The 21,022-nt window shown below is 61.0% G+C and carries 19 protein-coding genes; 14 read left to right on the plus strand and 5 right to left on the minus strand.

What is annotated here, in order from left to right; genetic code table 11:
- Window positions 1-2 precede the first annotated feature (2 nt).
- The 14 genes from L8F45_RS16580 to L8F45_RS16645 all read left to right on the plus strand — a co-directional run bounded on the left by L8F45_RS16580 (window position 3) and on the right by L8F45_RS16645 (window position 16,480).
- Window positions 3-788: a cyclase family protein gene (locus L8F45_RS16580; protein ID WP_342358978.1), complete on the plus strand. Its 786-nt coding sequence runs from the start codon at window positions 3-5 to the stop codon at window positions 786-788.
- Between the two features lie 61 nt (window positions 789-849).
- Window positions 850-2,994 carry a thiamine pyrophosphate-dependent enzyme gene (locus tag L8F45_RS16585; RefSeq protein WP_342358979.1) on the plus strand — a complete coding sequence of 715 codons (2,145 nt, stop codon included), beginning with the start codon at window positions 850-852 and terminating at the stop codon, window positions 2,992-2,994.
- Window positions 2,991-4,517 carry an indolepyruvate oxidoreductase subunit beta family protein gene (locus tag L8F45_RS16590; protein ID WP_342358980.1) on the plus strand — a complete coding sequence of 509 codons (1,527 nt, stop codon included), beginning with the start codon at window positions 2,991-2,993 and terminating at the stop codon, window positions 4,515-4,517. Before L8F45_RS16585 ends, L8F45_RS16590 begins: the two co-directional genes overlap by 4 nt.
- A gap of 33 nt (window positions 4,518-4,550) precedes the next feature.
- The gene (locus L8F45_RS16595; protein ID WP_342358981.1) at window positions 4,551-6,110 is read left to right on the plus strand and encodes an ABC transporter substrate-binding protein; all 1,560 of its coding nucleotides are present in this window, start codon (window positions 4,551-4,553) and stop codon (window positions 6,108-6,110) included.
- A gap of 75 nt (window positions 6,111-6,185) precedes the next feature.
- Window positions 6,186-7,205, plus strand: a complete 1,020-nt coding sequence (locus L8F45_RS16600; RefSeq protein WP_342358982.1) for an ABC transporter permease — start codon at window positions 6,186-6,188, stop codon at window positions 7,203-7,205.
- On the plus strand, window positions 7,202-8,077 hold the full coding sequence (locus L8F45_RS16605; RefSeq protein ID WP_342358983.1) for an ABC transporter permease: 876 nt from the start codon (window positions 7,202-7,204) through the stop codon (window positions 8,075-8,077). The genes L8F45_RS16600 and L8F45_RS16605 overlap by 4 nt, the downstream gene beginning before the upstream one ends.
- A complete protein-coding gene (locus tag L8F45_RS16610) occupies window positions 8,077-9,936 on the plus strand; it encodes a dipeptide ABC transporter ATP-binding protein (protein ID WP_342358984.1) in 1,860 nt (619 codons plus the stop codon). Before L8F45_RS16605 ends, L8F45_RS16610 begins: the two co-directional genes overlap by 1 nt.
- Before the next feature lie 38 nt (window positions 9,937-9,974).
- On the plus strand, window positions 9,975-11,147 hold the full coding sequence (gene argE, locus L8F45_RS16615) for an acetylornithine deacetylase (RefSeq protein WP_342358985.1): 1,173 nt from the start codon (window positions 9,975-9,977) through the stop codon (window positions 11,145-11,147).
- A 17-nt stretch (window positions 11,148-11,164) separates the two neighbouring features.
- Entirely contained in the window at window positions 11,165-12,088 is a 924-nt protein-coding gene (locus L8F45_RS16620) for a LysR family transcriptional regulator (protein WP_342358986.1), read from the plus strand.
- Between the two features lie 91 nt (window positions 12,089-12,179).
- A complete protein-coding gene (locus L8F45_RS16625; RefSeq protein WP_342358987.1) occupies window positions 12,180-12,656 on the plus strand; it encodes a DUF3830 family protein in 477 nt (158 codons plus the stop codon).
- Between the two features lie 49 nt (window positions 12,657-12,705).
- Complete coding sequence (locus L8F45_RS16630; RefSeq protein ID WP_342358988.1) at window positions 12,706-13,746, plus strand: ABC transporter substrate-binding protein; 1,041 nt, start codon at window positions 12,706-12,708, stop codon at window positions 13,744-13,746.
- A 22-nt stretch (window positions 13,747-13,768) separates the two neighbouring features.
- Window positions 13,769-14,617: an ABC transporter permease gene (locus tag L8F45_RS16635; RefSeq protein ID WP_342358989.1), complete on the plus strand. Its 849-nt coding sequence runs from the start codon at window positions 13,769-13,771 to the stop codon at window positions 14,615-14,617.
- Window positions 14,614-15,414: an ABC transporter permease gene (locus L8F45_RS16640; protein ID WP_342358990.1), complete on the plus strand. Its 801-nt coding sequence runs from the start codon at window positions 14,614-14,616 to the stop codon at window positions 15,412-15,414. Before L8F45_RS16635 ends, L8F45_RS16640 begins: the two co-directional genes overlap by 4 nt.
- A gap of 4 nt (window positions 15,415-15,418) precedes the next feature.
- Window positions 15,419-16,480, plus strand: coding sequence for an ABC transporter ATP-binding protein (locus L8F45_RS16645; RefSeq protein ID WP_342358991.1), 1,062 nt, complete (start codon window positions 15,419-15,421; stop codon window positions 16,478-16,480).
- 50 nt (window positions 16,481-16,530) lie between these two features.
- Here the strand turns inward: L8F45_RS16645 and fdxA are convergent, their stop codons facing one another.
- From fdxA to L8F45_RS16670, 5 genes are all read right to left on the minus strand, one after another.
- Entirely contained in the window at window positions 16,531-16,860 is a 330-nt protein-coding gene (gene fdxA, locus L8F45_RS16650) for a ferredoxin (protein WP_342358992.1), read from the minus strand.
- Window position 16,861: 1 nt separating this feature from the next.
- Complete coding sequence (locus L8F45_RS16655; RefSeq protein WP_342358993.1) at window positions 16,862-17,638, minus strand: enoyl-CoA hydratase-related protein; 777 nt, start codon at window positions 17,636-17,638, stop codon at window positions 16,862-16,864.
- Entirely contained in the window at window positions 17,638-18,744 is a 1,107-nt protein-coding gene (locus L8F45_RS16660) for a CaiB/BaiF CoA transferase family protein (protein ID WP_342363473.1), read from the minus strand. Before L8F45_RS16660 ends, L8F45_RS16655 begins: the two co-directional genes overlap by 1 nt.
- A 62-nt stretch (window positions 18,745-18,806) precedes the next feature.
- Window positions 18,807-20,159 (minus strand): FAD-dependent oxidoreductase, encoded by a 1,353-nt coding sequence (locus L8F45_RS16665; RefSeq protein WP_342358994.1) that lies wholly within the window; start codon window positions 20,157-20,159, stop codon window positions 18,807-18,809.
- A gap of 33 nt (window positions 20,160-20,192) precedes the next feature.
- Entirely contained in the window at window positions 20,193-21,020 is an 828-nt protein-coding gene (locus tag L8F45_RS16670) for an ABC transporter permease (RefSeq protein WP_342358995.1), read from the minus strand.
- Window positions 21,021-21,022 lie beyond the last annotated feature (2 nt).

A 21,022-nucleotide genomic window follows, 5' to 3' on the forward strand; every position in this document is an offset into this window, starting at 1 on the left:
TCATGGCCAAGGACGCGCTTCTGAAATTCGCGAAAGCGATCGCGAAAGGCAAAATCACGGTCGTCGATCTGACACAGACCCTGAAGCCTTCCACGCCTGTCATCCAATTGCCGCCGCAGTTCGCGCCATCGAAATCTTTCGAAATCTCGGAGATCTCGCACTACGACGATCGCGGCCCAGCCTGGTACTGGAACAATCTCGCGCTTGGCGAACATACCGGCACGCATTTCGACGCGCCGATTCACTGGGTTACCGGCAAGGACTACAAGGACGGCGCAACCGATACCGTGCCTGTGCAGCGCTTCGTGGCGCCTGCCTGCGTGATCAACTGCACAAAAGAAGCAGCGAAAGACGAGAAGTTTCTTCTGACGCCGAAGCACATCCTCGCCTGGGAGAAAAAATATGGAAAGATTCCCGCTGGCGCCTGGGTGCTCATGCGCACCGACTGGTCGAAACGCACGGATCCCGCCCTTTTCCTCAACATGAAAGAAGATGGGCCACATACGCCGGGGCCGAATGCGGACGCAGTCCGCTTTCTCGTCGAAGAACGCGACGTCAATGGCTGGGGCGTCGAGGCGGTCGGAACAGATGCAGGACAAGGCTTTGCGTTTGAACCTGCGTTCCCCGCGCATACTCTAATGCATGGCGCGAACAAGTTTGGCTTGGCGAGCCTTTGCAATCTCGACAGGCTTCCGCCGACCGGCGCAGTGCTGATCGCCGCCCCGTTGAAGATCGAAAAGGGTTCGGGCAGCCCGCTGCGCGTGCTCGCGCTCGTGCAGGACGAATAGGCGAACGGACTTCCGCCACAACAATGTTGAAGCATGCAAATGACAATTGAAGAGGTTTGAGATGGCTGAGAGGTCGTTTCATGAAGAGGTGAAAAGCCTCTATCTCGGCGATGGCGACGAGTTCGCCGGTGAGGGCATCCTCGCGATCACGAAAGCGCTGCTCCAATCGGGCGTGTCTTATGTGGCCGGCTATCAGGGCGCGCCCATCTCGCATCTGATGGATGTTCTCAGCGATGCGAACGATATTCTGGAAGAACTCGGCGTCCATTTCGAATCCAGCGCAAGCGAAGCGACGGCTGCAGCGACTCTGGCCGCCTCCGTCAATTATCCTCTGCGCGGCGCCGTCACGTTCAAGGCGCCCGTAGGAACCAACGTCGCTTCGGACGCGCTCGCCAATCTCGCCTCAGGCGGCGTGAAGGGCGGCGCCATGATCATCGTCGGCGAGGATTATGGCGAAGGCTCCTCGATCATGCAGGAGAGAAGCCATGCTTACGCGATGAAATCTCAAGTCTGGCTGCTCGACCCACGGCCGAACCTCCCGAAGATCGTGGAGATGGTCGAAAAGGGTTTTGAGCTGTCCGAAGCGTCAAATACGCCGGTGATGCTTGAGGTCCGCATTCGCGCTTGCCACGTCTATGGCCGCTTCAAAACCAAGGACAATATCCGCCCGAGCTTCACCTTGCGCGATGCGATGGAGAATCCCACGCGCGACGTCAATCGCATCGTATTGCCGCCGGCAAGCTATCTCCACGAAAAGGAAAAGGTTGAGAAGCGTTGGCCGGCGGCCGTCAAATATATTCAGGAGCACAAACTCAACGAGATGTTCGATGGCGATCTCTCGGAGATCGGCCTCGTCATGCAGGGCGGCATGTACAACAACACGATGCGCGCGCTGGAGCTCGGCGGACTTGCTGATGCTTTCGGCCAATCGCGCATTCCGCTTTATGTGCTGAACGTGGTGTACCCTCTGATTGATGAGGAGTTCATTCGCTTCGCTGCAGGCAAGAAAGCGATCCTCATCATTGAGGAAGGGCAGCCGGAATTCATCGAACAGGCGGTCAACACCATCCTCCGCCGCGCCGATATCCAGACCAAGGCGCATGGCAAGGACATGCTGCCGATGGCCGGAGAATACACAGGCGCGGTGATCAAGGACGGTCTCACGAAATTCGTGAAAAGCTACGCGCCGCAGACCGCCTCGAGCTTCTCTCCTCCCTCACAAGGCGACAACCGACTGAAAGCCGCGTTGGCGGCGCTGGATGGCAAGATTCACGGTCGGCCTCCGTCCTTCTGCACGGGCTGCCCCGAGCGTCCGATTTTCACGGCGATGAAGCTCGTCGAGCGCGAGCTCGGGCCGCATCACGTAAGCTGTGATATCGGCTGCCACCTGTTCTCGATCCTGCCGCCATTTAACATCGGCAACACGACGATGGGTTACGGCCTGGGCGGCGCGGGCGCAGCCGCCTTCAACACCAAGTCCGGCAAGAAGACGATCGCCGTGATGGGCGATGGCGGCTTCTGGCATAACGGCCTCGCATCCAGCGTTGGCAACGCCGTCTTCAACAAGAGCGACAACGTGATCATCGTTGTCGATAACGGCTATTCCGCCGCGACAGGCGGGCAAGACATTCTCTCGTCCCACGGTCTCAACAAGATTCGTTCGACACAGAACTCCATTGAAAAAGCGGTGCGTGGCGTCGGCGTCAAATGGGCGCGAACGCTGTCGCGCACCTACGACGTCAAGAAGATGCGCGATACGTTGCGCGAAGCGCTGACGACAACAGAAAAGGGACCGAAAGTTATCGTCGCGCAATCCGAATGCATGCTGAACAAGCAGCGACGGGTGCGGCCCTTGACGAATGCCGCCATCAAGCGTGGCGAGCGTGTGGTCCGTGAAAGATTCGGCGTCGATCCCGACACCTGCACCGGCGATCACTCCTGCATCCGCCTGTCCGGATGTCCGTCGCTGACGGTTGCGCCCAATCCCGACCCGCTGCGGAAAGATCCCGTCACCAAGGTGATCGACTCCTGCGTCGGCTGCGGACTCTGCGGCGAGGTAAGCCACGCCGCCGTCCTCTGCCCGTCCTTCTACAAGGCTTCGATCATCAACAATCCGACGAAGTGGGACGTCTTCAAGCATCGCATCCAGACGGCCGTGATCGGCTTTCTCCAGCGTCGGCTGCAACCGTCCGCGATCGCCGCATGACGGAGACGCAATCGACTGCTCCGCGCGCGATCCGTCTCGCCATCCTCGCGATGGGTGGCGAGGGCGGCGGCGTTCTCGCTGACTGGATCGTCGATCTCGCCGAACATGCCGGCCATTTCGCGCAAACGACGTCCGTTCCCGGCGTTGCGCAGCGGACCGGCGCGACAATCTATTATCTCGAACTTTTCGCTCAATCCGCATCGGGCGCCTCCGGCCGACCGCCTGTGTTGGCCCTGACGCCAGTGCCCGGAGATGTCGATATTGTTCTGGCGTCCGAGCTGATGGAGGCCGGACGCGCCGTCCAGCGCGGCATCGTCACGCCTGACAAGACCACGTTGATCGCATCAACGCACCGCGTCTTCGCGATGACCGAGAAGATCGCGCTCGGAGATGGCCGGACGGACGCGCCGGCGGTTTACGATGCATGTCGTTCAGCGGCAAAGCGGCTTGTCGCGTTTGACATGGCCGCAATGGCGAATGAGTCGAAAAGCGTAATCAGCGCCGTCTTGTTCGGCGCGCTCGCTGGCGCCGGGGTGTTGCCATTCACGCGCGAACAGTTCGAAGCGACGATTGATCGCGGTGGCGTTGGCGTGGCTGCGTCAAAGCGCGCATTTGGCCTGGGCTTCGGAGTTGCGTCTGGAGAGCAAGTCGAGCTTGCGCCAACGCTCGCCTCTTCGCTCCAGACAGGCATCGCGCCACGGGAAGAAAACTGGATTGCGCAGGCGATGCAGGAGTTTCCGGGCGGAGCCGCGGCAACGATCAAGGCAGGCGTCGAACGCCTCATCGATTATCAGGATGAAGCCTATGCGCGCCTCTATCTTTCGCGCCTTAAGCCGATCGCGGAGATCGACAAAAAGCGCGGCGCGGATTCTGCACTGCTTCTGAATGAGGCCGGGCGCTATCTTGCGCTTGGGATGGCCTATGAGGATACAATCCGGGTTGCCGACCTGAAGATAAGACCGAGCCGCTTCGCGCGAGTGCGCGAGGAAACGCGGCTCGAAGACGGACAGATCCTTCAGATATCGGAATATCTGCATCCTCGCTTGCAGGAAATCGCCGAGACGGTTCCAGCCTGGCTCGGAAAGCTGATGCTGAAAGTCGCGCCGCTCCGCTGGCTTATCGAGCGCGCGACGACAAAAGGCCGGGTCGTCACGACGACATCTATCCGCGGGTTCCTGCTTCTTTACATCGTCGCAAGCCTGAAATCGTGGCGCCGAAGTTCGATGCGGTACGCCGAAGAGCAGCAGATGCTTGAGGAATGGCTTGCGACGCTCAAGGAGCTCGCCCAGCGCGATTATGCGTTGGCGATTGAGTTCGCGGAATGCAGGAACCTCGTGAAGGGCTATGGCGACACGCATGCGCGCGGCAAGTCGAACTATCTCCGCATTACGTCAGTAATGCAGAATTTGCTTGCGCAGCCGCAGCCCGCAAAGAGTCTCGCCGCTCTCAGAACGGCGGCGCTCGCCGACGAGAGCGGCGCGCAACTTGCGCAAGAAATCAGCCGGCTGGAGCTGGCGCACTAGCATTCGAGCAAAGTCGATTCGCAGGAGGGGATTATGCGAGATCAGCTTTCAAGACGTTCCGTTCTCAATCTTGGCGGCGGCTTCAGCGCCGCGATTCTGCTTGGACTCCCGCGCGATGCGCTCGCACAAGCGGCGGCGAAGGGTCAGCTCACGATGGCTTATCCCGCCGATGTGCCGACATGGGACCCGAATGCGCGATCGCTTGCGGCGGTGCAGTCTCTCTACAAAACCGTATTCGATCAGCCGCTGACGCAAGCTCCCGATATTTCGGCTAAGCCTGCCCTGATCACCAAATGGGGCCATATCGACGACAAGGGGCTCGCGCTTGGCCTCGACTTTCGTTCCGACGTTGTCTTTCACGACGGAACGCCGATGACGGCCAGCGATTTCCGCTATTCTTTCTTCGAGCGACCGCGCGCGCCCGTTCCAGAGGGTGGGCGCCGCCTCGATACCTCGTTCCTGTGGCGGCGTGTTAGAGATATCGAGGTCGTCTCGCCAACGCGTGCGATCATGTACTTTTCGGAGCCAATGCCATCGGCGGTCGCCTGGTTCTATTTTCTGTGCAGCTACGTCGTGCCCAAATCTTATGTCGAGCGTGTCGGCGTCGATGAATTCAATCGCAAACCTGTTGGCTCAGGCCCCTACAAGCTCGTCGAATACCAGCAGGGCGCACGCATCGTTCTCGAGACGCATGACAAATATTGGGGAGACAAGCCTGCAATCCCGCGGGTGACGATCGAGCTCGTGCGCGATCCGACGGCGCGCGTTGCGGCGATTGAATCGCGCCGCGTCGATGTCGCGATCGACGCGCCAATCCGCGAGGCGCAGCGGCTGGGCGCCGTCCCCGGGCTATCGTCAAGCATTGACGCTATCGCCGACATCACGCTGCTGCAGATCACAAAAAATGGCGGCTTCGCCGATGATCGCGTGCGTCTGGCCGCTCATCACGCCATCAACAAAGAAGCCATCTCGAAAGCCTTCTTCGCCGGCGCGGCGACGCCCATCGCTGTTCCTGCAGCGCGCGGCACGCCCGGCTACCCCGAGAATTTCAACTTCCCCTTCTCCGAAGAGAAGGCGGTCGCGCTGCTGAAGGAAGTTGGCCACAGCCCGCAGAGTCCGATCAACATCAAGTTCTCGACCACAAATGGCGCGTTCCCCAGCGACTTCGAAGTCGCTCGCGCAGTCGTGCAGATGTGGAAGAAGGTCGGCATCAACGCTGAACTCGAGACGGTCGAGCTCTCGACCTATCAAGAGCGCCTGCGCGCAAAGACGCTGCCCGAGGCGACCTTGTTCAGCTGGGGCAATTCAAGTGGTGATCCCGAAATGTATGGCGGGTATCTGCTCGATCCGAAGTCGATCTTCTCAGCCATGAAGTCGGACGATCTCGGCCCGATGTTCCAGACGCTGCTGGTCGAGACGGACGAAGCGAAACGCCTTGCAGGTTATAAAGCGGCGCACCAGTTCGCCGCCGAGAAGGGATATACGATCCCGCTCTACCAGACTGTAAAAACCATCGTAAGCCAAAGTGGCGTCAACGTCGTCAAATATGTCAATGGCTGGACGCTGCCGCAGACCTATTCGCAGAAGGGCTGACGCTTCGATCAACCTGGCGTTGACGCATTGTTTCGCGTCGGCGTCAGTTCCGAAAATTCAAGAGACAATTCGTCGATGACACGTATCGCCCTGCAGCTTCTGCTGCGACGGCTTCTACTCGCAATTCCAATTCTTCTGTGCGTTTCGGCGCTCGTATTCGTTATTCTGCGGCTGTTGCCCGCGGACCCGATCGCGATGTCCCTGCCGCCCGGAGCGACGCCTGAGGATGTGGAAAGGCTGAAGCGCGACTTCGGCCTCGATCGCCCGATTCCCGCTCAATATTTGATCTGGTTCGGCAAACTCCTGACTGGCGATCTCGGATCATCGATCTTCTTTCGTCGCGGCGTTGGCGAACTGGTTGGAAAAGCGCTGCCTGCGACGCTGGAACTGGTCACAGCCGGTCTCATTCTGGGCGTCGCAACCGGACTGGCCGGCGGCCTCGTGATGTTTTCATGGCGCGGAGGCGTTAGAGAACAGGCGCTCGATTTCTCGACCACGGTGTTCATGGCGATCCCGGAATTTCTCTGGGCCATTCTGCTTATTCTGACACTTGGCGTCGCAGCGCCTTTGTTGCCTTTCATCGGCAGGCTCGATCCGGGAATAGCGCTGCCGCCTGCAGTCACCGGGTTTCTCCTGATCGACAGCGTCCTAAGCGGGCGATGGTCGGCGCTCGGCAGCGCGCTGCTTCACCTGGTCCTGCCCAGCGTAGCGCTCGCCATCGGTCTTGCACCCTTAATTATGCGCGTGCTGCGCTCGTCCCTGCTTGAGACCATCCTCGAAGATTACATCATGCAGGCGCGGCTGCGCGGCGTCAGCGAAAGGCGCATTCTGTTAGCCCATGCGCTCAAGAACGCCGTGCTGCCGACAATCAGCCTCATCGGCGTCCAAGGCGGCTTCATGTTCGGCGGCACTGTGCTTGTCGAAATGATCTTCGCCTATCCCGGCCTCGGAAATCTGATGGTCGATGCGGTCAGAAATCATGATCTGCCGGTGATCCAGGCAGTGGCGCTGATCTATTGCATCCTCGTTCTCGCGATAAACGCCGTCGTCGATATCGCCTATCTCGCAGCCAATCCCAAGCTGAGGCTTGCGTGAATCCCGTTCTCGCCAGCGCATTGCGGCGGTGTTCGCGCAGCCCGCGCGTCGTGGCCGCCGTGGTGATCATCGCGACGCTTGTGACGGTCGCGAGCGCCGCGCCTTATCTCGCTCCGCATTCGCCGCAGGAGCAGGATCTGCTTAACACCCTGCTCCCGCCCGCCTGGTCTGCGGGTGGTGACGCGGCGTATCCGTTCGGCACGGACACGCTCGGGCGTTGCATCCTGTCTCGCCTCATCTATGGCGCGCGCGTTGCACTTTATGTCGGGCTGACGGCGAGCGTCGGCGCGATGCTGCTTGGCGCCACGCTGGCGCTGCTCGCGAGTTATTTCGGCGGCTGGCTTGATTGGATCATCAGTCGCCTTGTCGATGTCTGGATGGCGTTCCCGCCGGTTGTGCTGGCGTTGATTTTGCTCGTCGGCATGGGCGCCGGCGTCAACAAGGTGATTCTCGCGATCATCCTGATCGACTGGACGCGCTTTTGCCGCGTGCTGCGCTCTGACGCGATCGTGGTGATGAAGCGCGACTATATCGCCGCAGCTCGCCTTTCGGGCTTCAGCCACGCGCAAATCATCGTGAAGGAGCTGCTGCCGGCTGTCTTTCCGCTTCTGATGACGCTTCTCAGTCTCGAAATGGGCATCGCAGTCATCGTCGAGGCGATCATGAGCTTTGTCGGGCTTTCAGTCGAGCCTGATGTCGCCGCCTGGGGCGTCATGATCGCGGATGCGCGCCAGACGATGAGCCAGTCGCCATGGGGCGTTATCTTGCCGGTCGCAGCGATTTTCCTTTCCGTGCTCGCCTTCAACCTGCTGGGGGACGGTTTGCGCCGCGCGCTCGATACGCGGCTTCTTCTCAATCGCGGGGCCGCGTGATGAGTGTGCTGACGGCCGAAGGTTTGACAGTCAGCGCAACCATGGGCGAGAAATCCGTTGAGGCGCTGCGCAACATCGATATGGCTTTGGCCAAAGGTCAGGTGCTCGGCCTCGTCGGCGAGTCCGGCGCCGGCAAAAGCATGATCGGCCGTGTGATCGCTCACAATCTGCCGTCCACTTTCTCTGTGACACGTGGGTCCCTGCGCTTTGGCGATCAGGACCTTTTGTCTGCGACCGGGGCTCAGCGCCTTCGCCTGCTCGGCGATCGCATTGCGTTCATTCCGCAAGAACCGTTGACCGCGCTCAATCCCGTCCTGACGATCGCGCAGCAGTTCGGCGAGCACCTCGCCCGACTCGGCGTCGCATTTGGCGAGCGGCGGAGCAGGATCATCGCGATGCTGCGCGAAGTAAGACTGCGCGACCCCGACGCGCTTCTCGATCAATACCCATTCCAACTCTCTGGCGGGATGTGCCAGCGCGTGCTGATCGCCATGGCGTTCGCGAGCCGCCCCGCTCTCATCATTGCGGATGAACCAACTACGGCGCTCGACGTCAGCACGCAGGTCCACATCGTGCAGATCATCCGCGGCATGCAGCGCGATTATGGCACGGCGATGCTGTTCATCACGCACGATCTGCGTCTGGCGTCGCATGTCTGCGACGACATCATGGTCCTCTATGCCGGCGATGTTGTCGAAAGGGGACCGGGCCGCGAGATCACCGATCGACCACGACATCCTTATACGCGCGCGCTGATCGCCGCCAATCCCCCGCTGACCGGACCTGTACAACGTTTGCGCGCTCTACCCGACCAGATGCCCGGCCTCGCAGGCTTTGCGGACCTGCCCGGTTGTCGCTTTGCGCCACGCTGTCCGACGCGTGACCCGCTTTGCGCAAGCGCGGTTCCCGACATGCAGGCGATCGGCGATCGGCGCTGGGTCAGATGTGCGCCTGGCTGTCTTTCTGATGTTGCCATCGTTGATGACACGCTGACGAGCGCGCCGCCGCCGCTTCCTTCTTCGACGCCAATTCTCAAGCTGGAGAATGTTTCGAAGCATTATCCCGCCGCGCGCAAAATTTTGCGTAAAAGCCCTGCCGGCGTTCACGCCGTGAGGCCGGTCGATCTCGAAATCCGGCCCGGCGAATTCGTCGGCGTGGTGGGCGAATCAGGTTCCGGCAAGAGCACGCTCGCGCGCATGGTGATGGGACTGACAGCGCCATCAAACGGGCGCATCCTCATCGAAGGCGAAGATGTTACGTCAGACAATGCGAGCGCTCATGCATTGAGGATCGATGCGCTTCAGATTGTGTTCCAGGATCCGCAATCCGCGCTCAATCCGCGGCGCACAGTCTTCAATCTCGTGACTCAGCCGATGGAGGCTGCAACAAGAGCGAGCGCGCGAAGCGAACGCAATGAGCGCGCGCGAGCGCTTGCGACCGAAACCGGACTCGCATCCGAATTGCTCAACCGCTATCCCTCGCAACTGTCCGGCGGGCAGAAGCAACGCGTCAATATCGCCAGAGCGCTCTGCGTGACGCCTCGCCTACTCGTCGCGGACGAGATTGTCTCGGGGCTCGACGTCTCGGTCCAGGCGCAAATTCTGAACCTTTTGCTGGACATCAGGGAAAAGCGCGGAATCGGATTGCTTTTTATTTCGCACGATCTTGCCGTTGTGCGTTATCTCTGCTCGCGCGTGCTGGTGATGCAGAATGGCTTTGTCGTTGAGCATGGACCAACGGGCGAAGTTTTCGAAAGACCTCAACACCCCTATACACAGTCCCTGCTGGCCGCTGTTCCGCCCGATGACGCCGGCCGGACATGGCCGCCGGAATCGGCGGCTTCAGTGACCGCGGCATGACCGCTTCCACCAACGAAATATGAGCGGGAGGCTTTGGAATGAACGGATTGAGTGCTCATATCGCCGAGGACGTTACCGAGATTCTGTCGAACCTCGTGGCCTTTCCAACCATCAGCGCGTCTTCGAATCATGACATCAACGCCTATATCGAACAGTACGCACAGCCCTTCGGCGCGCGAGCCAGGCGATTTCCGAACAAGGCCGGAGACAAGGCGAATCTTCTTCTGAGCATCGGTCCGGATGCGCCAGGCGGCCTCGTATTCAGCGGCCATACCGATGTCGTTCCAACCGAAGGGCAGGCCTGGACCGGCGATCCCTGGAGAATGCGAAAAACTGACGGCAAGCTGGTCGGCCGCGGCGCCACCGACATGAAGGGCTTTCTCGCCTGCTGCCTTGCGGCCCTGCCCGCCATTGCATCAAAGCCGCTCGCGAAGCCGATCCATCTCGCCTTTTCCTATGACGAAGAGGTGGGATGCAGCGGCGTCGGCGATATGGCCGAATGGATCGGCAGAAGCAGTCTTGCGCCGCGCCTCGCGATTATCGGCGAAGCCACGAGCATGGATCTTGTGTCAGCGCATAAGGGCGGGCTGATCGGCTGGACAACAGTCACGGGCAAGCCGGGTCATTCATCTCAGCCCGATCGTTATGTGAACGCCGTAATGATCGCCGCCGACCTCATCGCGTTCATCAATACGATCCGCGCCGATATGCGAAACGGGCCGACCTTCGAGGGCCTCGATCCGCCCTACTCCACCATTCAGGTCAACCAGATCTCAGGCGGGTTGCACGGCAACATCGTCGCCGAGCAATGCCGCTTCTTCTGGGAAATGCGCATCATCCCGGGTGAAAGCGACATGGCTGTGCTCAATCGCATGCAGGACTTCGCGCGGGAGAAGCTAGAGCCGGCGATGAAGGCCATCGATCCCACGACCGGGATCTCGATCGATGTGATGGCGCGCATTCCCGGACTGAAGCCTAATGACGACTCGACGCTGGAAGCTGAATTGCTGCGCTTGCTCAACAGGCGCTCTTCTCGTGCGGTTCCCTATGGCACCGAGGCCGGCATCTTTCAGGCGAATGGCGTTCCAGCGGTCGTGATCGGACCGGGCGATATTGCGGACGCGCATCAGCCCGACGAGTCGATTTCGATCGACGCGCTCGTCGACTGCGTTGGCTTTCTCACCCGAGTCGCCGAATCCTGTCAGACGTGACCGGAAGGAGATTTCGCGTGAATCTTAAATTTCTGGAGACGTTCTTCTGGCTGGCGAAACTGCGCAATTTCAGCGTCACGGCTGAACGGCTCAACACCACGCAGCCTGCCATTTCTTCGCGGCTGCGTGCGCTCGAGGACCAGCTCGGCGTCGAGCTCCTCTTTCGCACGACGCGCGAGGTTCATCTCACACCAGCCGGCATCGGCCTTCTTCGTCATGTTGAGGCGATCCTCGAGGAGATGAGACAGATCAGGGAGCGGCTTGGTCTCGATGGCGACATCGCCGGCGTCGTGCGCATCGGCGTCGTTGATGCGATTGTCCGAACATGGTTGCCGACGTTGTTCGAGCTGCTGCGCGAGCGCCATCCGCTGCTATCGCTTGAAGTCACCGTCGACACCACGCTTCAGCTCGCGCGCGCTTTACGCGAAGGCGATCTCCATCTGGTGATCGCCATCGAGCCGGTCTCCGGCGAGCATCTGGCGAGCGCCCCGATTTGCAGCTACGCTATGGGCTGGGTGTGCCGCCCTGACATGATCACGGCAGGCAAACGTTACGAGCCGTCCGACATCGCCGCGCTGCCGCTCATCACTTACCCGCCGCAGACTCCTCCATCACGTCTCATCGCGGACTATTTCCAGGACTTAAATCTGAGCCGCGCGCGCACCAGCGCTTCGAATTCGATGTCGACGATGATTGAGCTCGCGGCAGATGGGCTCGGAGTCGCTGCCGTGCCGCCCGTCTGCGTCGAGCGCGAGATTTCCGAAGGTCGTCTCGCTGCGATCGAGAGCGCGCGCGCCTTCCCGCCGCTGACCTTTGTTGCTTCGTACCGCTCCGTTCCCAGCCATGCCGCAATTACGGCGACGCTCGAGGCTTGCAGGGCGGCGGCTGCCGCGTTCTGCTCCACGCGTCCGTCGGACGCCGCTTGCGTGACCAATTTATAAAATTTCCCTATGAATAACCCGGAAAGTATCTATTGGACAGAAATAAGCGCTTTGATCGAAGCTGGCGTGACCAACCTCCCGGAAGCGCCTCATGACTGGCCGTCGCATCTATCTCGAATTCACCGAAAGCCGGACGCGAGGCATCCTGGATTTCTATGAAGAATTCGCTCCCGTCACCTGCGACACGATCTGGACCGCGCTCGCGAGACCAATCCGCGTCACTGTATTTCACGCCATGTTCGCCGGTCCTGAAATCATGACCGGCCTCGAGGGAGAGGCGCGCAACTTCGATCCCTCGAAAATCCCGCTGGAGAACCAGACCGTGACTCCCGGCAAGGGCGAGATGCTGTGGTACTATCAGGGCAAGAACAGCATGAAGGGCCTCACCGACGAATTGTGGGAGCTCGGCATGTTCTATGACAATGGCGGCCGCACGTTTGGTCCCCTTGGCTGGACGCCGGTGAACATCTTCGCCGTCATGAATGAGGGACTCGACAAGATCGCCGAAGAATGCCGGGGCATCCGCATGACGGGAGCGAAGACGATCGAGATCGGACGCGTCGCCTGAACGGTCGCAGCGAATTTGATTTGCGCGAATTGGATTTGCACGAGAGGGGATGAACATGCTGTCACGCCGCACGCTGCTTGGATCGACCGCCGCATTCGCACTCGCCTCGCCGGCCGTCGCGCAGCAAAAGACGCTGGTGATCAATTCCTTCGGCGGCGCCTACGAAACAACCCACCGCAAAGCAGTCATTGACGCCTTCGAGAGGCAGAACAACGTCAAGATCAATGTGGTCACAGTTTATTCGGCCGACGCGCTCGCGCAGCTGCGCGCCCAGAAATCGGCGCCGCAATTCGATGTGATCCACTTTTCCGGCGGACAGGAAGCGGTCGCGGCGAAGGAAGGTCTGCTTGAGAAGATGTCGCCGGCGGACCTGCCGACGAACGGCAAGAGCCTTTATCCGTTTGCGACCGCCGGCCTCGAGCGTGGCGAAGGGCCGGTGATGCAGGTCGCCGCCATGGGCCTCATCTACCAGACCGAGAAGGTGAAGCCGACGCCGACGAGCTGGAAGGACGTGCTTGATGCAAAATTCAAGGGCCACATCGTCCTGACTGACTTCTCGAACAGCTATGGGCTGCTTAGCGCGCTGATGCTGAATCAGGCGCTTGGCGGCACGCTCGACAATGTCGATCCCGGCTTCAAGGCGCTGCAGAGCGTCATCAAGGACGCGACCGTGATTTCACGCTCGCCTGATATCCAACTCAATTTCGCGCAGAATGATGCTTGGCTCGCGCCCTATGCGCAGGACTATGCTTACGCCTTGCGCAAGGCCGGCGTGCCGGCGAAATTCGTTCCGCCACAGGAAGGCGTCGCCGGGTCGCTAATCACGATCAACGCGGTCGCCGGTCGCCCCAATCGCGATCTTGCGATGAAGTTCATCGACTTCTCGCTGCGCGCCGAGGCGCAGGAGATGTGGGCGAAGGATTTGCGATATTCGCCTGTTAACAAGGATCTCAAGCTCGACCCCGAGACGGCTGGCGATGTCATTTATGGCGAAGAGGCTGTGAAGAAGCTCGTGGTGTTTGATCCGATCAAGATCGGCGAGAAGCGGCAGGGCTGGGTCAATCAATGGAATCGCATGATCGGCAAGTGATCGTGAAGTTCGCCACCTTATCGTGACGACGCCTGCGCATCGAAAGCTCGAGCCCCCGCTGCTGCTGACGCCGGGCGTCATTGCGCTAACGGCCGCGTTCCTTCTGCCTGTCGCGCAAGTGATCGCCTACGCCTTCTTTCGCGACGGCTCCTTCTCCTGGAGCGCCATCGATCTCACGCCCTGGAAACGCCTGTTCGAGGATGACTATCATCTCTTCGTCGGGCTGCGCACATTACGGCTCGGGCTGATCGTCACCGCGCTCAGTCTCCTGCTCGGCTATCCCCTCGCGCTGATCATCGAAAGCGCGTCCCAGCGGTTGAAGACGCTGCTGCTCCTCGCACTCATCCTGCCGCTCATGACGAGCGTGGTCGTCAGAACATTTGGCTGGCTGGTGATCCTCGGACGCGGCGGCCCGATTGCGCGCTTTCTGCGCGATCAAGGGTTGGTCGCGAACAATTTCCAACTCGCTTACACCGAGACCGGCGTCGTGCTGGCGATGACGCAGGTGCTTCTCCCCTACATGGTTCTTGTGCTGGTCGGCGTGCTCGCTCAGATCGACAAGAGGCTGATCGAAGCCGCACGCACCATGGGCGCGGGATCGCGCGCGACGCTGACAAACGTCGTCATCCCGCTTTCTCTTCCCGGCATCCTCGCCGGATCGGTTCTCGTTTTCGCTGTCACGATCAGTTCCTTCATCACCCCCGTGGTGATCGGTGGGTTGAAGCTGCCTGTGCTGGCCTCGGGAGTGTATCACTCCGCCATTTCCTACAATGACTGGCCGCTCGCCGCGGCGCAGGCGACGGCGCTCTTTGTCGTTGTCGTCGTGATCCTCCTGCCCTACGCCTTGAGCACGCGAAAAGAAGCTCGATGAATCTCGGCCTCCCCATTTCTTTGCGAGCAGCTGCCGTTGCGTTCGTCTGCCTCATCATCATTTTCCTGCTCGCGCCGCTTGTTGTCGTGATGGCCGCTTCGCTGTCTGCGGGAGGCTATCTCGTTTTTCCGCCGCAAGGCCGCTCGTTTAGATGGTATGCTGAAGTGCTGAGCGACCGCCGCTACCAGGAGGCTCTCGCGACAAGCGCCTGGATCGCAATCATTGCGACAGCGATCTCTGCGCCGCTTGGAACCGCCGCTGCGATCGCATTGACGCGATTCGACTTTCGAGGGCGAGCGGCCACGCAGGTGCTGTTCCTGTCGCCACTTTTCTTTCCGACGATCGTGGTCGCGATTGGTCTTCTCATCATGGCGTCGCGCGCGCTCGGCGGCTCCTCAGTCGGCGTGATCGTCGCTGGGCACGTCGCGCTCGCTATTCCTTTCGTCGTCCGCGCCGTCGGAGCAGTCCTCGAAGGCGTCGACCGCTCGACGGATGAGGCGGCGCGCGTCATGGGCGCGCGATGGTGGCAGAGATATCTCTTGGTGACACTCCCGCAATGCTCGTCCGGAATTCTCGCCGGCGCGCTGCTGGCCTTTCTCGTGTCGTTCGACGACGCGGTGCTCATCCTCTTTCTGCGCACGCCAGCAATCGACACATTGCCGCTGCGAATCTATTCGAGCCTGGAATTCAGCCCGGACCCCGGCGTCGCAGCAGCGTCGACGCTCCTCATCATAATGGCGGCGTTCATCGTGCTTGCGAGCGAGCGCCTTCTCGCCGGCCGGCGCGCGATCGGATAGCGCCATGGCTGATGTCGTCATCCGGAACGTGTCGAAGCATTTCGGCAGGGTTCATGCGCTGAAGAGCGTCGATCTTTCCGTGGCCGATGGCAGCTTCATCGCCCTTATGGGCCCTTCGGGATGCGGGAAGACGACGTTGCTTCGCGCGATCTCCGGCCTCGAACTTGCAGACGGCGGAACGATCGCCATTGGCGGCGAGGATGTGACCGCGATGCCGCCTGAAAAGCGCAATATCGGGCTGATGTTCCAGTCCTACGCGCTGTTTCCGCATATGACGGTCGCGCAAAATCTGGCCTTTCCCATGAGGATGCGGCGCGGCTACGACGCGGCGGAGCGTGAAAGACGGATCAAGCGTGCGCTCGATCTTGTGCGATTGCCTGATGTGCGCGATCGCTATCCCAGACAGATGTCCGGCGGCCAGCAGCAGCGCGTGGCTTTTGCGCGCGCGCTCATCGACGAGCCGAGCGTGCTTCTTCTCGATGAGCCACTTTCCAATCTCGACGCGCGCCTGCGCGACGACATGCAGATAGAATTGATCGAACTCAGGCGGCAGGTGCCGATCACGACCATTCTCGTGACGCATGATCAGACGGAAGGCCTAACTCTCGCTGATGAAATCGTCGTCATGCGAGACGGAAGCATCGAGCAGGCCGGCCCGCCGCGAGCTGTCTATGCGAACCCGGCTAATTCCTTCGTCGCTGACTTTCTCGGCGGGGCCAACCTCGCGCCGGTCCACAGCATCAGGCAGGAAGCAGGCGGCTGGCGCGCGCAGACGGCGGAGGGTGAGACGATCTCCGTTCCCGCGCCGCAGCAGCACATGGACGAGGGCGTGCTGATGATCCGACAGGAGGATCTGCGCCTGCTGCCGCGTGACGAAGCCGCCGAAGTTTCGAGCGCCGCGCGCATCGCCGCCGTCGCTTATCGCGGCCAGTCGACGCAGATCGCCGTCGATGCCCTTGGCCAGCGCCTCAGGTTGCACGGCGCGGCCGATATCTCTGTCAGCGTGGGAGACACGGTGCGCATCGGCTGGCGCCTTGCCGACGCACGGTTGCTGCCATCAGGTTGAACGTCACGCCGACACATCTGCGGCGTTCCAAAACGTGCGGCCGCGAGGCGTCAACAGGTTTTGTGCAACTGCGCGACGACGGGATGATCGCAATTGGTGGTAAAGCGCGGCGATGCGCCGCCAGGCGATCCCCAGCCCGTCACATCCGGGCCGAAGAAATCGCGATTGATCTCCAACCATTCGAGTTTGTCGTCTGGCAGCCGATCATCCGCATGGATCGCCGCGACAGGGCACACGGTTTCGCATAGCCCGCAATCGATGCACTCGTCAGGATGAATATAGAGCGTGCGACCGCCTTCGTAGATGCAATCCACAGGGCACACCTTCAGGCAAGCCTTGTCTTTCACATCGATGCAGGCGTCCGTGATCACGAAGGGCATTTTAGCGCCCCTTCCAGACAGGCTTCCGCTTTTCGACGAAGGCGCGCACGCCCTCGCTCGAGTCTTCGGAGCCGAGCGCCTCGACCAGCGCCGGCAGACGCGCCGCCTGCGCTTCGGCGGCTGTGAGATGCGCCGTGCGCCGCGCAACCTGCTTGATCGCCCGCACCGAAAGCGGCGCGCAGGCGAGAATATCCGCAAGCCAGCGGTCGACGACGGCGTCGAGTTCCGCGCGCGGCGCAACTTCGTTCACGAGACCGTAGGACAGGGCCTCGCGCGCGGATATGCGCTTGCCAGTGAGCAGCATGCCCATCGCATAACGGAACGGGATTTGCCGCTGCAGCAAGGTCATTCCGCCATCGAGCGGCATGCGGCCGACACGCGCCTCGGGCAAGCCGAACGTCGCTTCTTCCGCAGCGATGACGATATCGCAGCCGAGAACCATCTCGAAGCCGCCGCCGATCGCGTGGCCGTTGACGCGCGCGATCACGGGAACATCCAATGTCTCTCGTAGCGCGATGCCGCCGAAGCCGCCGGGCCGCGGCATCGCCCAATATTCGAGGCCCGATGCGCCGCTGCCGCCCTTCATGTCGGCGCCCGTCGAAAATGCGCGATCGCCTGCGCCAGTCAGCACCACCGCGCGCACATCGCGATCGCTCTCAATGCGCGCCCAGATCGCCTGCAATTCTTTCTCGCTCGCGGCGTCGATCGCGTTCAGCACCTCAGGCCGATCGATCGTCACCCGCGCGACGTGATCGGCGATGACGCAGGTGATCGGCATTATTCCGCAGCCTCGCGCTTCACCGCCGTGACTTCAGCGCGCACCGCATCCGTATGCCGGCCGAGCGCGGCCGGCGGAATGCGGATCGAGACCGGCGCATCAGTCATATGGATCGGCGACCCCACCACGCGCACGCGCTCGGTTTCGCCATCAGCCTCCATGATCATGCCATTGATCACGGCCTGCTCGTCGGCAAGCGCTTCCGCAAGCGAACGCACCGGAGCGCAAAGAAGGTCCTGCTCCTCGAGCCGCGCTAGCCAATAGGCTGTCGTGTTCGTCTTGAAGCGCTCCTTGAAGATCGTCTGCAGCGCCTTCTTGTTCGCGACCCAGGATGCGAAATCCTTGAAGCGATCCTGCTTCCCGAGATGATCGATCTCAAGCGCTTTGCTGATGTCGCCGAGCGGATCGGCCTTGAAGGCGCCGACCATGACGAGCGCGCCATCCGACGTCGCGAACACGCCGGAGAGCGGCATCGCGCCCCAGTTCACCTCGCGGCCACGCATGAGATGCGCGCAGGCTTCCTGCGTCTGCGCCGCCAGCATGGAGTCGAGTAGCGACACGGAAATCTGCTGCCCCCGCCCGGTTTTCTCGCGTTGAAGCAATGCGAGAAGAACGCCCTGCACCATATGCATTCCCGCGGAATAATCCGCGAAAGTTGTAGCGTTCACGCTCAGAGGCTCGTCGTCATTGGAGCGGCGATACATGACGCCGCTCATCGCCTGCGCGAGAACGTCTTGCCCGCCCTTGTGCGAATAAGGCCCTGTCAAACCAAAACCGGTGCCGACCGCATAGATGATGCGCGGATTGATCTTGCTCAGCGCTTCGTAACCGAAGCCCATACGCTCCATGACGCCGGCGCGGAAATTATTGACAACCACATCGGCCGTCTCCGCGAGCTTGAGAACAAGCTTCTTGTCCTCGTCCTTGCGCAGATCAAGCACCACCGAACGCTTGTTGCGGTTGAGCGAGCAGAATACCGGGCCGACAAGACCGGCCGGATCGTTTGGAAACGACGTGCGTGACAGATCGCCCGTACCCGGCTTCTCAATCTTGATGACGTCAGCGCCATAGTCCGCCAGCATCTGCGTGGCGACCGGCCCCATCATCACCTGCGTGAAATCGATCACCCTGACGCCTTGCAGCGGCAGGGGCGTGGAAGATTGATGGCTCACGCGGCTTTCTCCAGAATCTTCGCGTTCGCGGACGGACGATCGCCGGGATCGCCGCCTTGCGCGCGGACATGCTTGCAGATTTGCGCGGGATCGATGCGGCGCAGTGTTGTTCCCGATTGCGCCGACAGAGCCGCAGCGACGCCCGCCGCATGACCCATGGACATGCAGGGCGGAATCTCGCGTGACATCTTCTGGGCCGCTTCCGTCGCCGAATAGTGCCTGCCGGCGACAACGAGGCCGTCAACTTCCTTCGGCAGCATCGAGCGATAGGGCGTATAGTAATCGCGGCCGCGCGCCACCGTGTCGGTGAAATGCACGCGATCCATCACATCGTCCTTGGTGACGACATATTCGCCTTCAAGCAGGCGCGTCTGGCGAACACCAAGTTGCGGCGCCACATCGACGACGTAGCAGTTCTTGAAGCCCGGCATATTGGCGCGCACGAACTCGACAAGCGCATAGATGCGCTTGCGGCCTTCGAAATCGGCTTTTGTCTGATCTGCGACCTTGATTCCGTCGAGGCCAATCATGTGCGGGCAATTGCACCAGACGATTCCCGGCAACGGCGTCTTCAGCCACCATTTATCCCAGGAGCCGCCCATCAAGCGCTTCGCCGCGCGATCAAGCTTCGCGAACTCTTCGGGATGCTCGTGAGAAAATCGCTCGGCCTCTTCCGTATCGACATTGCCAAGACGGAAAACGGTCGTGACGATGTAGCTGCCGTCAGAGAATTTCGCGCCCGAAGCCGATGCGACATCGAGATCGCCGGTAGCGTCGATCACCGCCTCGGCCATGAGCGCCTGGCGACCTTCCTTCGTTTCGCAAACGACGCCGCGGATGCGGCCGTCCTGCACGATCGCCTTCGAGAACCAGGAATGCAGCCTGAGATTGACGCCTGCTTCTGCGATCATCTCATTCGATACGCGCTTCCATCCGTCGGGATCGAAGGCGGCTGCCATGACGATCGGCGGCGGCTTCATCTGCGAGCGAAAATCGAACGCCCCCCAGCGCGCCCATTTGCGATAGAGAGCTTCGCTCGAACCGCGCTCGGCGATCGGCGGATACATGCAGAGATCGAGCTTCGCCATGCGCTCGATCATCTCCATGCAGGAACCGGTGACCGTCACCTCGTCACCGTTGTGCATGTCGTCCAGCACCAGCACCATTCCGCCGGACGCGAGGCCGCCGAGATAGGGATAGCGCTCGACGAGCGTCACCGACGCGCCCATCCGCCGTGCGGCGATCGCTGCGGAAAAGCCGGCCGGGCCGCCGCCCACCACCAGAACGTCCGACCGCGATACGATCTTCGCGGAGCCGGGAGTTTCCTGAATCAGGTCATGATCAGTCATGCCATGCCTCTTGTCGGCCCTAAAAATTGAATTTCAATGCGCCGCCGGCGGCTGCCAGCGCACGACGAGACGCTCAATGAGCGTAATCGCCAGGAAGAACAGAACGGAGAAGCTCGATCCGACGACGACCGTCGCATAGAGCAGCGCCGAGTCGAACGCGTACATCGCCTGGATGATCAACGCGCCAATGCCAACGGTCGATCCGATCCATTCCGCGACGATCGCGCCGATCACAGCGGTCGACGCCGCGATCTTCAGCGCCGAGAAAAGATAGGGCAGCGAGTTCTGCAGGCGCAGCTTGAAGAACACTTCCGTCTTCGAGGCCGACAATACGCGCATCAGCTCCATCGCTTGCGGATTCACCGACTCCAGTCCGCGCACCATGTTCACGAGAGTCGGAAAGAAACAGATGAGCGCCGCGATCGCGATCTTCGGCTCCATGCCATTGCCAAGCAGCAGCACCAGGATCGGCGCCTTCGCCACCACCGGAATGGTGTTGAAGATCACGACAACAGGGAAGAAGGCCTGTTCCAGCGACTTCTTGTGAACGAAAGTCGTCGCGATCAGGATGGCGACAATGTTGCCGAGCAGAAATCCCGATATCGCCTCGATCGCTGTCGGCAAAAGATTCGCCATTAGCTTGGGAAAATCGGTGTAGAGCCGGGCAACCACGTCGAAAGGCGACGGCGCCACGAAAGGCGGCACCTTGAGCACATAGACGAGCGCGGCCCAGATCGCGAGAAAGGCGAGAATGCCTGCGGCCGGCAGGAGCCACCGCCTCAGCTTCTCGCGCGATTGATGGGCGCGGAATTCAGCCTCGGCTTCGGCGACGCCGGGAGCGGCGACAGCAATGTCGGTCACGG

The organism is Terrirubrum flagellatum, from assembly GCF_022059845.1.
In the GTDB taxonomy this organism is placed as follows: domain Bacteria; phylum Pseudomonadota; class Alphaproteobacteria; order Rhizobiales; family Beijerinckiaceae; genus Terrirubrum; species Terrirubrum flagellatum.

What these genes read in the sequence shown, in the direction of transcription:
- L8F45_RS16580 (WP_342358978.1), top strand. Translation starts at nt 3, where the DNA reads ATGGCCAAGGACGCGCTTCTGAAATTCGCGAAAGCGATCGCGAAAGGC.
- L8F45_RS16660 (WP_342363473.1), bottom strand. Translation starts at nt 18,744, where the DNA reads ATGATGGGGCCGGTCGCCACGCAGATGCTGGCGGACTATGGCGCTGAC.
- fdxA (WP_342358992.1), bottom strand. Translation starts at nt 16,860, where the DNA reads ATGCCCTTCGTGATCACGGACGCCTGCATCGATGTGAAAGACAAGGCT.
- L8F45_RS16625 (WP_342358987.1), top strand. Translation starts at nt 12,180, where the DNA reads ATGACTGGCCGTCGCATCTATCTCGAATTCACCGAAAGCCGGACGCGA.
- L8F45_RS16595 (WP_342358981.1), top strand. Translation starts at nt 4,551, where the DNA reads ATGCGAGATCAGCTTTCAAGACGTTCCGTTCTCAATCTTGGCGGCGGC.
- L8F45_RS16640 (WP_342358990.1), top strand. Translation starts at nt 14,614, where the DNA reads ATGAATCTCGGCCTCCCCATTTCTTTGCGAGCAGCTGCCGTTGCGTTC.
- L8F45_RS16610 (WP_342358984.1), top strand. Translation starts at nt 8,077, where the DNA reads ATGAGTGTGCTGACGGCCGAAGGTTTGACAGTCAGCGCAACCATGGGC.
- L8F45_RS16655 (WP_342358993.1), bottom strand. Translation starts at nt 17,638, where the DNA reads ATGCCGATCACCTGCGTCATCGCCGATCACGTCGCGCGGGTGACGATC.
- L8F45_RS16630 (WP_342358988.1), top strand. Translation starts at nt 12,706, where the DNA reads ATGAACATGCTGTCACGCCGCACGCTGCTTGGATCGACCGCCGCATTC.
- L8F45_RS16590 (WP_342358980.1), top strand. Translation starts at nt 2,991, where the DNA reads ATGACGGAGACGCAATCGACTGCTCCGCGCGCGATCCGTCTCGCCATC.
- argE (WP_342358985.1), top strand. Translation starts at nt 9,975, where the DNA reads ATGAACGGATTGAGTGCTCATATCGCCGAGGACGTTACCGAGATTCTG.
- L8F45_RS16665 (WP_342358994.1), bottom strand. Translation starts at nt 20,159, where the DNA reads ATGACTGATCATGACCTGATTCAGGAAACTCCCGGCTCCGCGAAGATC.
- L8F45_RS16645 (WP_342358991.1), top strand. Translation starts at nt 15,419, where the DNA reads ATGGCTGATGTCGTCATCCGGAACGTGTCGAAGCATTTCGGCAGGGTT.
- L8F45_RS16585 (WP_342358979.1), top strand. Translation starts at nt 850, where the DNA reads ATGGCTGAGAGGTCGTTTCATGAAGAGGTGAAAAGCCTCTATCTCGGC.
- L8F45_RS16600 (WP_342358982.1), top strand. Translation starts at nt 6,186, where the DNA reads ATGACACGTATCGCCCTGCAGCTTCTGCTGCGACGGCTTCTACTCGCA.